The sequence below is a fragment of the Streptomyces globisporus C-1027 genome (assembly GCF_000261345.2).
Lineage (GTDB): Bacteria > Actinomycetota > Actinomycetes > Streptomycetales > Streptomycetaceae > Streptomyces > Streptomyces pakalii.
Map to the genome: position 1 here is coordinate 278,881 of NZ_CP013738.1, position 14,153 is coordinate 293,033.

16 protein-coding genes and 1 pseudogene are annotated in these 14,153 nt (G+C 72.3%); 5 read left to right on the plus strand and 12 right to left on the minus strand.

Going from position 1 to position 14,153, the window contains the following annotated elements; genetic code table 11:
- Positions 1-9 precede the first annotated feature (9 nt).
- Together WQO_RS01185 and WQO_RS01190 are read right to left on the minus strand one after the other, a co-directional pair.
- The gene (locus tag WQO_RS01185) at positions 10-546 is read right to left on the minus strand and encodes a hypothetical protein (protein WP_010060767.1); all 537 of its coding nucleotides are present in this window, start codon (positions 544-546) and stop codon (positions 10-12) included.
- A 40-nt stretch (positions 547-586) separates the two neighbouring features.
- A complete protein-coding gene (locus WQO_RS01190) occupies positions 587-1,081 on the minus strand; it encodes a DUF1269 domain-containing protein (RefSeq protein ID WP_010060769.1) in 495 nt (164 codons plus the stop codon).
- Positions 1,082-1,198: 117 nt separating this feature from the next.
- On the opposite strand from WQO_RS01190, the gene WQO_RS01195 reads away from it, so the two are divergent.
- The gene (locus tag WQO_RS01195; RefSeq protein ID WP_010060771.1) at positions 1,199-2,314 is read left to right on the plus strand and encodes a baeRF3 domain-containing protein; all 1,116 of its coding nucleotides are present in this window, start codon (positions 1,199-1,201) and stop codon (positions 2,312-2,314) included.
- Between the two features lie 28 nt (positions 2,315-2,342).
- Here WQO_RS01195 and WQO_RS01200 read toward each other — a convergent pair whose 3' ends face one another.
- The 7 genes from WQO_RS01200 to WQO_RS01230 form a co-directional block, all read right to left on the minus strand.
- Entirely contained in the window at positions 2,343-3,302 is a 960-nt protein-coding gene (locus WQO_RS01200; RefSeq protein ID WP_010060773.1) for a D-2-hydroxyacid dehydrogenase family protein, read from the minus strand.
- Positions 3,303-3,389: 87 nt separating this feature from the next.
- Positions 3,390-4,802 (minus strand): NADP-dependent succinic semialdehyde dehydrogenase, encoded by a 1,413-nt coding sequence (locus WQO_RS01205; protein ID WP_010060775.1) that lies wholly within the window; start codon positions 4,800-4,802, stop codon positions 3,390-3,392.
- A gap of 162 nt (positions 4,803-4,964) precedes the next feature.
- On the minus strand, positions 4,965-5,423 hold the full coding sequence (locus WQO_RS01210) for an ATP-binding protein (RefSeq protein WP_010060777.1): 459 nt from the start codon (positions 5,421-5,423) through the stop codon (positions 4,965-4,967).
- A 182-nt stretch (positions 5,424-5,605) separates the two neighbouring features.
- Positions 5,606-7,705 (minus strand): xanthine dehydrogenase family protein molybdopterin-binding subunit, encoded by a 2,100-nt coding sequence (locus WQO_RS01215; RefSeq protein WP_010060778.1) that lies wholly within the window; start codon positions 7,703-7,705, stop codon positions 5,606-5,608.
- 156 nt (positions 7,706-7,861) lie between these two features.
- Positions 7,862-8,863, minus strand: coding sequence for an FAD binding domain-containing protein (locus WQO_RS01220; protein ID WP_010060779.1), 1,002 nt, complete (start codon positions 8,861-8,863; stop codon positions 7,862-7,864).
- A complete protein-coding gene (locus WQO_RS01225) occupies positions 8,860-9,420 on the minus strand; it encodes a 2Fe-2S iron-sulfur cluster-binding protein (RefSeq protein ID WP_010060780.1) in 561 nt (186 codons plus the stop codon). The genes WQO_RS01220 and WQO_RS01225 overlap by 4 nt, the downstream gene beginning before the upstream one ends.
- Positions 9,421-9,494: 74 nt before the next feature.
- Entirely contained in the window at positions 9,495-9,884 is a 390-nt protein-coding gene (locus WQO_RS01230; RefSeq protein ID WP_010060781.1) for a hypothetical protein, read from the minus strand.
- Between the two features lie 154 nt (positions 9,885-10,038).
- Here WQO_RS01230 and WQO_RS01235 point away from each other — a divergent pair, with 154 nt between their 5' ends.
- From WQO_RS01235 to WQO_RS01245, 3 genes and pseudogenes are all read left to right on the plus strand, one after another.
- A complete protein-coding gene (locus tag WQO_RS01235; RefSeq protein WP_029182308.1) occupies positions 10,039-10,380 on the plus strand; it encodes a DUF6479 family protein in 342 nt (113 codons plus the stop codon).
- A gap of 40 nt (positions 10,381-10,420) precedes the next feature.
- Positions 10,421-11,017: pseudogene (locus WQO_RS01240) on the plus strand (cation diffusion facilitator family transporter); the annotation flags it as partial.
- 109 nt (positions 11,018-11,126) lie between these two features.
- Positions 11,127-11,939, plus strand: coding sequence for a VOC family protein (locus tag WQO_RS01245; protein WP_010060786.1), 813 nt, complete (start codon positions 11,127-11,129; stop codon positions 11,937-11,939).
- A gap of 7 nt (positions 11,940-11,946) precedes the next feature.
- On the opposite strand, the gene WQO_RS01250 is transcribed toward WQO_RS01245, so the two are convergent.
- Entirely contained in the window at positions 11,947-12,471 is a 525-nt protein-coding gene (locus tag WQO_RS01250; RefSeq protein ID WP_010060788.1) for a DUF6328 family protein, read from the minus strand.
- 209 nt (positions 12,472-12,680) lie between these two features.
- Between WQO_RS01250 and WQO_RS01255 the strand changes: the two genes are divergently transcribed.
- Positions 12,681-13,061, plus strand: coding sequence for a VOC family protein (locus tag WQO_RS01255; protein WP_029182309.1), 381 nt, complete (start codon positions 12,681-12,683; stop codon positions 13,059-13,061).
- Positions 13,062-13,098: 37 nt separating this feature from the next.
- Here WQO_RS01255 and WQO_RS01260 read toward each other — a convergent pair whose 3' ends face one another.
- Positions 13,099-13,596, minus strand: coding sequence for a GNAT family N-acetyltransferase (locus tag WQO_RS01260; protein WP_029182310.1), 498 nt, complete (start codon positions 13,594-13,596; stop codon positions 13,099-13,101).
- A 37-nt stretch (positions 13,597-13,633) separates the two neighbouring features.
- Entirely contained in the window at positions 13,634-14,038 is a 405-nt protein-coding gene (locus WQO_RS01265; protein WP_010060792.1) for a DnaJ family domain-containing protein, read from the minus strand.
- Between the last annotated feature and the right edge of the window lie 115 nt (positions 14,039-14,153).

The window sequence follows — 14,153 nt, forward strand, 5'->3', positions numbered from 1 at the left end:
CGCGCCCCCTCAGCCGCGCTCGGCCTGGGCGACCCGGGGGAAGGTCTTCACCCCGGCGGCCTTGCGGCTGTTGGCCTGGGCGTCGACCGTGCGGTCCGGCGGCGCGTCCTCGACGCCGACGACGACGGTGTCCAGGACCTTGTCCTCGGCGTCGACGAACTCCACCTTCACGGCGTAGAACGCGGCCTCGTCGGTGGGGTTGGTGACCCGGACGCGCGCGCTGCGGACCTCCTCGGACCCGCTGAGCGGCAGCCCGGTGACCGAGACGTCGGCGACGGCGTTGCCCCGCCCCTCCACCTCGTCGAGACGCTTGACCGCCTCCTGCCGTACGCGTTCGGACTCGGCGGACACCGAGGCGGCGAAGCTCTCCTGGGTGCGCGGGCTCGGGGACTCGGACGGCGACTCCTCCGGCTCCGGCGTCAGGGTGTGGACGCCCTGGTCGGTGCCTTCACTGGTGGTGTCGGAGTCGCAGGCCGCCGTACCGGCGAGCAGCAGGGCCGCGATCGCGACGGGGGCGAGGGCGCGCGAGGGGAGGTTCGCTTTCACGGACGGTCCGTCCAATCCAAGTGTGGGGTGTGTGCGGAGGTCAGGCCGTCTCGTCGCCGAAGATGTCGCGGAGTTTCGCCTCGCGCTCGGTGTCGAGATTGCTGTGGAGGAGTTCGGCGCCGTCGCCGGGCAGCTGTGCGCCGATCCGTTCGGGCACCTCGTTCATGGTCAGCAGGAAGAGCGCCGAGGTTCCGGGCGTCACCTTCTCCTTGACCTCGGCGATGAAGTCGTCGTCGATGCCGACGTCCGCGAGCTTCCCGCCGAGCGCCCCGGCGGCGGCCCCGATGGCCGCGCCCAGCAGCGGCATGAGGAAGATCAGCCCGAAGAGCATGCCCCAGAAGGTGCCGCTGAGGGCTCCGGCACCGACGAGGTTCAGCAGCTGTCTGGTGCGCGGCTTGGCCCGGTCGGCGGGCCAGCTGACCACGGCGGCGTCGAGGATCTTGATCAGCCCTTCCTTCTGAAGGGATTTCAGGGCCTCCTCGACGTTCTCCGCGCCGTCGGCCGTCCGGAATTTCCACACCGTGAGCGTGGACATCGCGCACCCTCCTGCACTCCCGAGCAACAACTCGCCCATATTAGGATCAAAAGGTATGAATTGACTCGTCGAAGCATCCGCTTCATACGGGAGCGGGCCGAGCCCTGGGAGGGAACGATGGATACGGACGCCCTGACCGCCGACCTGTTGCGGGAGCTGCGGGCGACCCGGCCCTATCCGGCGCTGTCCCTGACCATGCCGACCCACCGCAAGGCCCCGGACAACGCCCAGGACCCGGTCCGGCTGCGGAACCTGGTGGCAGAGGCCGGGCACCGGCTGGACGCCGACCCGGAGGTCAGCCGTGAGGTCGCGGCCGCTCTGCGGGCCCAGTTGGAGCGGGCGGCGGGTGAGGTGGACCCGCGCGGGGCGCTGGACTCCCTGGTGCTGCTGGTCACCACCGACGAGTACCGGATCTGGCGGCTTCCGCGTACCGCACCCGAACGGGTGGTGCTCAGCGACACCTTCCTCACCCGCAACCTCGTCGCGGCCAAGGCGCAGACACGGCCGTTCCGGGCGCTGACCGTCGCAGCCGACCACGCCACGCTGTGGATCGGGACCGGCGACGCCATCCGTCAGGAGAAGACCGACGGCTTCCCGCTGACCGCGCCGAAGGAGCCGCCGAACCCGCAGCGCGAGGAGCGGATCGGGGACACCCCGAGCACGTTCACCGACGAGGAGACCCGGAACTTCTTCCGCGATGTCGACGAGAAGCTGCGCACGGTGCTCGCCGACGATCCGCGTCCGCTGTACCTGATGGGCCTGGCCCCCGCTCTCGCCCTGCTGGACGAGGTCGGCGAGAGCTCGCGGTCCGCGATCGCCCGGGTCACCAAGGGGGCGCCGGCCGACCTGCCGCCCGCCGAGGTCCTCCGCGAGCTGCGGCCCGCCCTGGAGGAGGGGGCGCATCAGGCGGCGGCCGAGGTGGAGAACCGGCTGGACAACGCCCGCAGCGCCCACGCCTTCGCCGGCGGGCTCGACGAGGTGTGGGCGGCCGTCCGGGAGGGCCGGGCGGGTCTGGTCGCGGTGGAGGAACACTTCCAGGCGACCGTGCGGGTGGCCGACGAGCATCTGGAGCCGGTGCCCGAGGGGACGACGCAGAGCGCGGACGGCGCGGTCCGCGAGGACATCGTCGACGAACTGGTCGAAGCCGCGCTGGACAGCGGCGCCGACGTCGTCTTCGTGGAGGACGACTCGCTGGCGGAGCACGGCCGGATCGCGGCGGCCCTGCGCTACTGAAGCGCCTTCAGGAGAGGTCGCTGCGCCGTCAGCCCAGGCGGCGGACCGGCTCCCCGTCGAGGAACGCCCTGATGTCCTCCACCGCCTGGCCGTAGTACGTCTCGTAGTTGGCGCGTGACACATAGCCCAGGTGCGGGGTGGCCAGCAGCCGCGGGGCCGTCCGCACCGGGTCGTCGGCAGGCAGCGGCTCGACGTCGAACACATCGGTCGCTGCCCCCGCGATGGTGCCCGCGTCCAGGGCCGCGAGCAGGGCGTCCGTGTCGACGATGGCGGCCCTGGAGGTGTTGATCAGGTACGCGGTCGGGCGCATCCGGGCGAGTTCGGCCGCGCCGATCAGCCCCCGGGTCCGCTCGCCGAGCGCCAGGTGGACGGAGACGAAGTCGCTGGAGTCCAGCAGGCCTTCCTTGGACGCGGCCAGTCCCACCCCGACCTCGTCGGTCCGTTCCTTCGTGAGGTTGCGGCTCCAGGCCACCACGTCCATGCCGAAGGCCAGGCCCACCTGCGCCACCCGGGCTCCGATCTTCCCGAGCCCCAGCAGGCCGAGCGTCCGCCCGTGCAGATCGGCCCCGAGGGTCGACTGCCAGGGCCCGCCCGTACGCAGGGCCTCGGCCTCGGGGACGATCCCGCGCGCCAGGCCCAGCAGCAGGGCCCAGGTCAGCTCGACGGGCGGGGTGGAGGAGCTGGCGGTGCCGCAGACTTCGACACCGTGCCGCCGCGCGGCGTCGAAGTCGATCACGGAGTTGCGCATACCGGAGGCGACGAGCAGCCGCAGCCGGGGCAGCCGGGCGAACAGCTCCGCCGGGAAGGGCACCCGCTCGCGCAGGGTGACCACGATGTCGAAGCCGTCGAGGGCGGCGGCCGCCTCGTCCACCGTCGCGAGGTGCTCGGTGAACGTCACGATCTCGACGTCGTCGGTGACGGGCGACCAGTCGACGACGGTGGTGGCCACGGACTGGAAGTCCCCGATGACGGCGCAGCGCAGCTTCATGGCAGCCTCTCTCCGGCCGGGCAGGGTCGCCGCCCATGATCGCGCATCGCCCCGGCCGGGCCGTACGGGGCCCGGCTCGGGCGGTCGTCAGGAGGCCTCGGGCCCGTACCAGAGCGTGGTCGCGTTGCAGAACTCGCGGATCCCGTGCCCGGCCAGCTCGCGGCCGTAACCGGAGCGCTTGATGCCACCGAAGGGCAGGGCGGGGTGCGAGGCGGTCATCCCGTTGAAGAAGACTCCGCCGGCCTCCAGATCCCGGGCGCAGCGTTCCTGTTCGCCCGGGTCGCGGGTCCAGACGTTGGAACTGAGGCCGAAGGGGGTGTCGTTGGCCAGGTGGATCGCTTCGTCGAGGTCGGCGACCCGGTAGAGGGTGGCGACCGGGCCGAAGGTCTCCTCGCGGTGGATGCGCATGGCGGTGGTGATGCCGGCGAGCACGGTGGGCTCGTAGAACCAGCCGTTCTCCAGGCCGCCGCCGAGCTTGTCGGGACGGCGTCCCCCGCACAGTGCCTCGGCCCCGCGCCCGACGGCGTCGTCGACGAGTTCCTCCAGGTCGGTCCGGCCCTGTTCGGTGGAGAGCGGCCCGATGTCGGTGGCCTCCTCCAGCGGGTCGCCGACGGTCAGGGCGCGCATGCCCGCGGTGAAGCGTTCGGCGAACGCGTCGTACACGTCGGCGTGGACGATGAAGCGCTTGGCGGCGATGCAGGACTGGCCGTTGTTCTGGACGCGTGCGGTGACGGCGGTGGCGGCGGCCTTCTCCACGTCCGCCGAGGGCAGGACGAGGTAGGGGTCGCTGCCGCCGAGTTCCAGCACGGTCTTCTTGACCTCGTCACCGGCGGTGGCGGCGACGGCGCGCCCGGCCGGTTCGCTGCCGGTGAGCGTGGCGGCGACGACCCGCGGGTCGCGCAGGACGGCCTCGACGGCGCCGGAGCCGATCAGCAGCGTACGGAAGCAGCCCGCCGGGAATCCGGCCCGGTGGAAGAGGTCCTCCAGGTAGAGGGCGGTCTGCGGGACGTTCGACGCGTGCTTGAGGAGCCCGACGTTGCCCGCCATCAGGGCGGGTGCGGCGAAGCGCACCACCTGCCAGAGCGGGAAGTTCCACGGCATCACGGCGAGGACCACGCCGAGGGGACGGTAGCGGACCAGCGCGCGGGAGGCGCCGGAGTCCGTCACGTCGGCGGGGTCCGGGTGCTCGTCGGCGAGCAGGCCCTCGGCACGGTCGGCGTACCAGCGCATCGCCTTCGCGCACTTGGCCGCCTCCGCACGAGCCGCGGTGATGGGCTTGCCCATCTCGACGGTCATCGTGCGGGCGATGGTGTCGCGGTCCGCGTCGAGGAGGTCGGCGGCCCGGTTCAGCCAGGCCGCGCGCTGCTCGAAGGGGGTGGTGCGGTACTGGCGGAAGGTCTCCGCGGCGGCGGTGATCCGGCGTTCGGTCTCCTCGTCACCGAGGGCGTCGAATGACCTGATCAGTTCGCCGTTCGCGGGGTTGACCGTCGCGATGGGCATGGCAGTGGCCTCCTTGCATCGGTAGTCCGACCGTGCCGCGCCGCACCGGTCCGGGCAACGCGGCCCTCTCCCTCCCCCGCACATACCCGGCCGACGCGGATCATGCGTGCCCAGGGGACACGATCCGCGTCGGCCGGTGTGCGGGCCGCCTGCTCGGGGCGGTTACACGAGCACCGCCACCGGGACGGCACGGGCGGTGCGGACGCCGGGCAGCGGGGCGTGCGGGAGCAGTCCCGCGGCGTTCGGCGCCTCGGCGTAGCGGGTGAACCAGACCACTTTGCCGTCCGTGGTCCGGCAGGTGCCCCAGCTGTCGCTGAGGGCCATGACCCGGCTCAGCCCGCCGCCGGCCGGCAGCAGCCGTGGCATCCGGGCGCTGTTGTCGGCGACGGACACGGTCACGTGCCGTCCGGTCCAGCGGAGTTCGAGGACGCAGGTGTTGCCGTCGCCGACATGCCGGTGAACGTTGGTCAGGAGTTCGTCCAGGGCCCGGCACACCGGCCGGACGTGCAGATCGAGACTCCAGTGACGGAGGTGTGCGGCGACGATCCGCCGCAGCTGGGAAACGCGCTCTGCCGATACCTGCAGTTCGACCGAGTAGTGCCGGTCGAGTGGAACGGTCATCGTCGAGGCTCCTCACCACGAGGCCCACGTGCTTCACCCCGTCGTACTTCACCCCGTCGTACGAACAACCCCCGAACACGAAGCGTGAGCACTTATCACTTCTGGGTCACTCCTCAGGGTGAGGCCGGTACGCCGGACGCGCAACAGCTGGGCCGTCCGTGCTGGTGGGAGGCGGTGCCCGGTCACAGCAGGTAGGGCAGCAAGGTGTCCGGGGTGAGGGGCAGTTCGCGCAGCCGGGCGCCGGTGGCGTGGCGGACCGCGTTGCCGATGGCGGCGGCGGTGCCGACGATCCCGATCTCGCCGATGCCCTTGCTGCCCATGGGGTTCAGATGGCGGTCGTCCTCCTCGATCCAGTGGGCCTGGATGTCGGCGGTGTCGGCGCAGACGGGCACGTGGTAGGACGCGAGGTCCTTGGCGGTGAAGTCGCCGAAGACCGGGTCGATGCCGCAGCCCTCGGTGAGGGCCATGCCGATGCCCATCACCATGCCGCCGGTGAACTGGGAGCGGGCGGTGCGGGCGTTGAGGATCCGCCCGGCGGCGTACACCCCGAGGAGCCGGCGGACGCGCACCTCGCCGGTGACGGCGTCGACGGCCGTCTCGGCGAAGTGGGCGCCGAAGGCGTGCCGGGCGTACGGGGACTCCTCGGCGGTCTCCTGCTCGGTGTCGGCGGTGGTGGTGATCCCCTCGGCGGGGAGCGGCCCGGAGCGTCCGGCGAGGCGGGCGGCGAGGTCGGCGGCGGCCTCGTGCACGGCCCAGCCCCAGGAGGCGGTGCCGGAGGAGCCGCCGGCCAGCGGGGCGGTGGGCAGGTCGGTGGAGCCGATGTCGACGTGGACGGCCACGGGGTCGGTGCCGAGCGCGTCGGCGGCGATCTGGGCCAGCACGGTGCGGGCCCCGGTGCCGATGTCGGTGGCGTTGACCCGGATGGTCAGGGAGCCGTCCGGGGCGGCGTGGGCGCTCGCGGTGGACCGGGAGACGAGGACGGGGTACGTCGCGGAGGCCACGCCCGTACCGATGAGCCAGCGGCCCTCCTGGCGGGCGACGGGGCGGGGGGCGCGGTCGCGCCAGCCGAACCGTGCGGCACCGTCGCGCAGGCAGGCGGCGAGGCCGCGGCTGCTGAAGGGGCGACCGCTGTCCGGTTCGGTCGCGGGTTCGTTGCGCAGCCGCAGCTCGACCGGGTCGAGGCCGAGCGCGGAGGCGAGTTCGTCCATGGCGGACTCCAGGGCGTACATCCCCGAGGCCTCCCCCGGGGCGCGCATCCAGGAGGGGCTGGGCACGTCGAGGGCGACCACCCGGTGCCCGGTGCGGGAGTTCGGCGAGGCGTACATGACGCGGGCGGGCACGGCGGCCTGCTCGACGAACTCCTTCACGGTGGAGGTCTGGGTGACCACCTCGTGGCTGACGGCGGTGAGCACGCCGTCGAGGTCGGCGCCGAGCCGGACCCGCTGGATCGTGGGGGCCCGGTGACCGACGACCTCCGCGAGCTGGGCCCGGGGGAAGACGAGTTTGACGGGGTGCCCGGTGTGCTGGGCGGCCATCGCGGCCAGGATCCCCTGGGGGCGGGTGGTGCCCTTCGACCCGAACCCGCCGCCGACGTGCTCGGAGACCACGGTGATGCGTTCAGGGTCGAGCCCGAACGCCTGGGCGAGGCTGCCGCGTACCTTGTCGGAGCCCTGGCTGGAGTCGTGGACGGTGAGATGTCCGTCGGCCCATACGGCGGTGGCGGCGTGCGGCTCCATGGGGTGGTTGTGCAGCGCGTCCATCCGGTACGTCGCGTCGGTCTGGACGGGCGACGCCGCCAGGGCCCGTTCCACGTCGCCCCGGTTGCGGACGGCGGGGAACCCGCCGTTGGCCTCCTCGGGCGTGTACAGGCCGGGGTGGTCCTCGGTGAGGGTGACGTCGTGCGGGTCGCGTTCGTACTCGATGTGGAGCTCCCCGGCTCCGGTCCGGGCGGCTTCGAGCGAATCCGCGATCACGAGGGCGACCGGCATGCCGTGGTGCGGAACGCGGTCGTCCTGGAGCACGGCGAGAATCGGGTCGTCGGGCTCCTGGAGCCGGGGCGCGTTGTCGTGGGTGAGGACGGAGTGGACGCCGGGTACGGCGAGGGCGTCGACGGCCCGGACGGCGGTGACGCGTCCGGCCGCGATCGTGGCCGGGACGGTCCAGGCGTACAGGCAGCCGGCGGGGGTGCGGTCGGCCGCGTAGCGGGCGGTGCCGGTGACCTTGTCCCGGGCCTCTCTGCGGACGACGGGCGCACCGGGGAACTGCGGGGCTTGCGTGGTCATGGCGGGGATCCTCGGGGGTCGGTGGTGCGGGAGGGCGGCCGTTACCGCCGGGAGCGGCCGGGACGGCGGGGGCTCAGCCGGTACGGACGGGCTCAGCCGGTCCGGAACGGCGGGCTCAGCCGGTCCGGGACGGCGGCTCAGCCGGTACGAACGGGCTCAGCCGGTCCGGGTCGGCTGCCGCTCGGTGAGTTCGCCGAGCACGTCCAGGGCGAGGCGGCGGGCGAGGTCCACCTTGAACGCGTTGTCGCGCAGCGGACGCGCCTCGGCCAGCTCGGCGAGCAGGGCGTGCTGGAAGGCGGCGGGGGTGGCCGGGGCGTCGCGCAGTTCGGCCTCCGCCCTGCGGGCCCGCCACGGCCGGTGGGCGACGCCGCCGAACGCGAGCGTGGCGTGCTCCACGCGGCCCGCCGCCACCCGGAGCGTGGCGGCGACGGAGACGAGGGCGAAGGCGAAACTGGCGCGGTCGCGGGCCTTGCGATAGCGGGAGGCCGCCCCGGGCACCGGCGGCGGGAGCACCACTTCGGTGATCAGCTCGCCGGGCCTGATCACGGTGTCCTGGTCGGGGTTCTCCCCCGGCAGGCGGTGGAACTCGGTGAGCGGTACGGCCCGTTCGCCCTCGGGCCCCACGAGGAGCACGGTCGCGTCCAGCGCGGCGAGGGCCACGGCCATGTCGGACGGGTTGGTGGCCACGCACTCCGGCGAGTGCCCGAGGATCGCGAGGTCGCGGTGGGTTCCCTCGAGCGCGGGGCAGCCGGAGCCGGGAACCCGTTTGTTGCAGGGCTTGGAGACGTCCTGGAAATAGCGGCACCGGGTGCGCTGGAGCAGGTTGCCGCCGGTGGTGGCGGCGTTGCGGAGCTGGCCGGAGGCCCCGGCCAGCAGCGCCTGGGACAGGGCCGGGTAGTTCTCCGTCACGTCGGGGTGGGCGGCGAGGTCGCTGTTGCGCACGGTGGCGCCGATGCTCAGGCCGCGGTCCGCCGTCCGGGTCACCCGGTCCAGGGGCAGCCCGGAGACGTCGATGAGGATCCGGGGCGTCTCCACGCCGAGTTTCATCAGGTCCACCAGATTGGTGCCGCCGCCCAGGAAGCGGGCGCCGGGACCGGCCGCGCAGAGCCGGACGGCCTCGTCGGTGGAGGCGGGGCGCGCATAGCCGAACGGTTTCACTCGATCACGTCCTCGATGGCTTCGACGATCCGGGGGTAGGCCCCGCACCGGCACAGGTTGCCGCTCATGCGTTCCCGGATCTCGTCGGCGTCGAGTGCGACCGGCCCGGTCGCGGTATCCGGCTCGGTGACGTGCGAGGGGTGCCCGTCGGCGGCCTCACGGAGCATGCCCACGGCCGAGCAGATCTGGCCCGGGGTGCAGAAGCCGCACTGGAGGGCGTCCCGCTCGACGAACGCCTGCTGCACCGGGTGCAGGCTCTCACCGTCGGCGAGCCCTTCCACCGTGGTGACCGTGGCGCCGTCCTGGGTGACGGCGAGCAGCAGGCAGCTGTTGATGCGCCGCCCGTCGACGAGGACCGTGCAGGCCCCGCACTGGCCGTGGTCGCAGCCCTTCTTCGCCCCGGTGAGGCCGAAGCGCTCCCGGAGCGTCTCCAGGACCGTGGCGCGGTGGTCGACGGTCAGCGTCGTCTCCTCGCCGTTGACGAACAGGGTCACGGTGGAGTGTTCGTCGACGACCGGTTCCGGTCCGAGGTCCGCTCCGAGAGCGAGGGAATCCATGCGCGCGCCTTTCGCTTCGCCGCGGGGCAGGTCTCGCCCCCGGTCGTGTTCCGGGTGTGTCCTCGTCCGGCCGGTCAGCGGCTCTGCAGCCGCAGCCGGACCTCCTGCTCCTGGTCCCCGGCGGCCGTGCCGACCACGCTCACCGCGAAGGCGCCGGTGAGATGGGTACGCAGCCGGTCGACGGCCCAGTAGCCGCCCTGGGCGTCCACCGTGACCGGTGCGCCGAGGTGGGCGGGGGTGGCGTCGGCCTTCGGTTCGGACACGTCGACGGTGGTGACCCAGACGGTCGGACGGGGGCCGGAGGTCTGCTCGGGGGTCTCGCCCATCGGGTGGTCGGAGGCGAAGCCGGTGGCGAGCACGTCGAACACGGTCCGGGCGTCCTCGGTGTCGCAGCGGCTGAGCGAGACCACCACCTCCCGGCCTGCCGGGTGCTCCTCGCCGCTCTGCTCGGGAGTGCTGTTCACCGTGGTTCCTTCCGAGGTGCCTGAATTTTCGGAGTGCGGGCAGGAGGGGTGTCCTGACCCGCGGTGGTGAAACCGGTTTCCCCTGAGATACCCATAAAACATGAATTGCTGTGAATAGCTGACTGATGCCCTTCTCTCGGGGTATGCCGATGACATGGATGTTCTGATGGCAGTCAATGCGGCCGATGGGCCCGACGGGATCACGCTCGCGGACGGCACGGGGGCTCTGGGGATTTTCATGGGCGTCGTGGCACTGGCCGTCGTGGCCCTGCTGATCGGCGGCTTCCTCCTCAGCAAGCGCAAGCACGACGCCGAGCCGCCGCCGCCCCAGCCCCATGAGCAGCCGGAGAAGCCCGAGCGGCGTACGCACATCGAGCAGACCGACCCGCATTCCTCCGACCGCTTCCCCGAGGACGGCCACGCCCTGTCGCCGTACGAGCTGAAGGACCACGGCAACCACCCGATGCCGCCCGACGAAGAACAGCCTCGCAACTGACCCGCCCGTCCCCCAGGGGGGGCGCGTCACGCCGGCCCCTCTGTCCAGGAGGTCCGATGAATCCCCCGAGGGCTACACGGCGGGGCTGATCGTCCTCGGTGTCGCCTTCGTCGCCGAGGCCACCTCCCTCACGCGGGCCCTGCACCAGGCGCGCGGTGAGAAGCGCGGCTCGCTGGACCCGGCGCTGCGTACCGTCATCGCCGAGGACAGCACGGCGGTGCTCGGCGTGACCCTCGCGATGGCGGGCATGTCCCTGCGTCTCGCCACCGGAAGTGTGGTGTGGGAGGCGGCCGCCTCGCTGGGGATCGGACTGCTGCTCGTCTACGTGGCCTTCCGGCTCGGACGGGACGCCCGCGACCAGCTGATCGGCGAGGCCGTCGATCCGGAGCTGCGCCGCGATCTGGTGGGCTTCCTGATGCGCCAGAGCGAGATCGACAACGTCGCCGAGCTGCTCACGATGCGCCTCGGCATGGACTCGGTCCTGGTGGCCGCCCGTATCGACCTCGCCCCGGGTATCGACAGCGAGCGCATCGAGGAGGTGTCGATGCGCATCCGCGAGGCGATGGCCGACCGGTGGCCGCAGGCCGACCAGGTCTTCCTCGACGTCACGAACGCCCCGCCGCGCGCCGGACTGTGACCGGGTCCGGCGTACGGCCCGCGTTGCGGGACCGGGCGGGCCGGTCGAGGCTGGTTCCTGGACCGCAGCGGCCGGGCAGGACGCCGCTCCCCGACGAAGGCAGTGGACCATGACCGGAAGCGATGCCCGTACGGCCTCCTCGGCAGCGCCCCTGACGGGGCCGGCCGCACCGTGCTGGGTCACCCTCATGACGCGGCACCGGGAGACCGCCGAGCGGTTCTACTCCCAGGTGCTGGGCTGGTCGTTCCGCCCCGGGCGGCTCGGGTCCGACTTCTCGGTCGCCTACCGCGGTCAGGTCCCGGTGGCCGGCCTCTTCGCCGTCTCCTCGGCGTTCCAGGTCGCGGTGGCCTGGACGCCGTACTTCTCGGTCGAGGACGCGAACGTGGCCGCCGCCCGGATCCGCGAGCGCAGCGGGACGGTCGCGGTGGGCCCGCTGACGCTCGGCAAGGGGCGCGGGGTGCTGGCCTCGGACCGGGACGGGGCGTCCTTCGGCCTGTGGCAGCGCACCGAACCCTCCACGTCGCCGCCGGCCCCCGCCGATCACGCCCACTCCTGGCTGCGGCTGCGGACCCGGAACGCCTTCGACGCGGCGATCTTCTACGGCGAGGTGCTCGACTGGGCGAGCGGGCGGCCGGGGGGCTGCGATGTCGCGTACGAGGGCGAGGAGGTGATCGTGCGGTGCGAGGGCCATCCGCTGGCCCGGATCAGCTCCGGGGCCGTGGAGGCCGCGGCCGACCCGCTGGTGCGCCCGCACTGGCAGGTCCAGTTCCCGGTGGCGGACCTCGCGGAGACGGTCGCCGCGGCCGAGCGGCACGGCGGCACCCTCGTCGAGGACCGCACCGGTTTCGAGGGCACCGAGGTCACGCTGCGCGATCCGGACGGCGCTCTGTTCGCGGTGACCGATGTGCGCAGCCCCGCCTGACCGGCCCTCAGGCCTGGTCGCTCCCCCGGTCGGACGGGTCGCCCACGCGCGGGCCGGAGCGCCCCTTGGCGACGGCCCACAGCGGGAAGCCGAACCAGCAGAGCAGGAACCACAGCGCCATCCCGCCGACCAGCCAGAGGGCCAGTTGGTTGTGCAGGGCGACGCGCATGATCAGCAGCAGCGTCGAGCACATGGTGCAGAACAGCAGGACCAGGCCGAGAACGGTCATGCGCGAGGCCCAGATCACCGTCTGGGGCTTCATCCGGCGGCCCGTGAGGAGCCGGTGGTACGAGACGGGGCCGATGAGCGTCGCCGCGGTCGCCGCACCCAGCATCACGGTCACCACATAGATGTTCCGGTCGACGTCCGCCAGGTCCTCGAACCGCTCCTGGAAGACCACCGCGAGCATGAAGCCGAAGAGGATCTGCACCCCGGTCTGCGCGACGCGCAGTTCCTGGAGGAGTTCGGACCACTGCCGGTCCGCCCGCTCCTCCTGGGTCTCCTCGCGGCCTCTGCCATGGGTCTCCGTCATCGGTGTTCTCCTCGTCTCGACCCGACCGGGGCGCTTAGACAGACGTTCGATTCGGGACTACAGGTGCCCCGGCGGCGCGGGGCCATTCCCGAACGCGCTCGACCTGACTGTGCGGCGCGTCTAAGATCGCCGCAGGGCATCGCGCGTCGGTCACCGGCAGGGTGAGGCGTGGAGGTAGCCCGTGAGATGCCCGTTGGAGGCATTCCACCGTGTCAGTCGAGTTGAACCACACCATCGTCCACTGCAAGGACAACCGCGAGTCCGCCGAATTCTTCGCCGATCTGCTGGATCTGACGGTCGGCGAGGAGTGGGGTCCGTTCATTCCGGTCGTTCTCGCGAACAGCGTCACGCTGGATTTCGCGACGGTTCCCGCCGCTTCGATCACCCCGCAGCACTACGCGTTCCTCATTTCGGAGGCGGAGTTCGACTCCGCGTTCGCGAAGATCCAGGCGCTGGGAATCGAGTTCTACGCCGATCCCCACCGGAAGCACCCCGGCGAGATCAACCGCAATGACGGCGGGCGGGGCGTGTACTTCCCCGATCCCGGCGGTCATTGGCTGGAGCTGATCACCCGACCGTACGGCGGCTGACCGGCACCGGGGGAAGTGACGTCCCGGACCGGGGGCCTCAGCCGGTCCTGAGCAGGAGTTCGGGGCGGTCCCACATCACCGCCGGCGGGCGCGCCGGGACCGTGCCGACCGGTTCGGCGCCGATGCTCCGGTAGAAGCCCTCGGCGGGCGGGTGGGAGACGATCCGGACGCCCGTGAGGCCGGCGCCACTGGCCTCCTCGCGCAGATGGTCGGTGAGCAGCCGGCCGATGCCGAGCCCCTGGGCGGCGTCGGCGACGAACATCAGGTCCAGTTCGGGCGGGTCGAGGAGCAGCGCATAGAAGCCGAGCACCTGGCCCGTGGCACCGTCCGCGGCGACGAAGACCCTGTGCACCTCGATGTAGTCCGGTCCGACCCGGTAGCCCGCGACCATCGGGGCGTACGGGCCCTCGTAGGCGCGTGAGGTGCGGACCAGCCGGGTCAGCCGGGCAGCGTCGCGCGCCACGGCCCGGCGGATCACCACGTCGGCACGCCGTGGGGCGCGCCCGCGTCGTCGTCCTGCACCGCCCGGTTCCATACGTCGATTATCAGGCACCGCCCGATGGCGGCGGCACTCAGGCCGGGCGGTGCTCCTCGCGCCAGCGGTGGACGTTCGCCTCGACGTCGAAGGGCTTGAGGTGCAGCGGCGGGCCCTCGGGGGGCATCGTGAAGGCGCGCTCGATCTTCTCGTTCACCTCGGTCAGGATGCGCCGCACCTCGGACTCGGTGCGGGCCGCGGCCACCGCGGCGGGGACGTCCTCCGCTTCTTTGCGCAGGGCCAGCGCGGGCGGCAGCATCGACACGCCCTCCTGCTGCATCTTCTGCTTGATCCACCAGGCCTCGTCGTACGGGCGTTCCAGGCCGGCGATCGGTTTGCCGAAGCCCGGGAGCCGGGAGAAGTCGCCGCGCTCCTGCGCCTCGTGGATCTGCCGGTCGACCCAGGACTCGAAACTGACCCCCGGTGGTTTGCGCTCCGTCATCGCGTGCCCCTCCGACCTGCCGTCGATCCGACGTTTTCACCCTACACAGGGACTCGCGCGAAGCCTTCCGTCGCAGACGGCTGCCTCGAACGGAAATCCGGGGGTACACGAACTC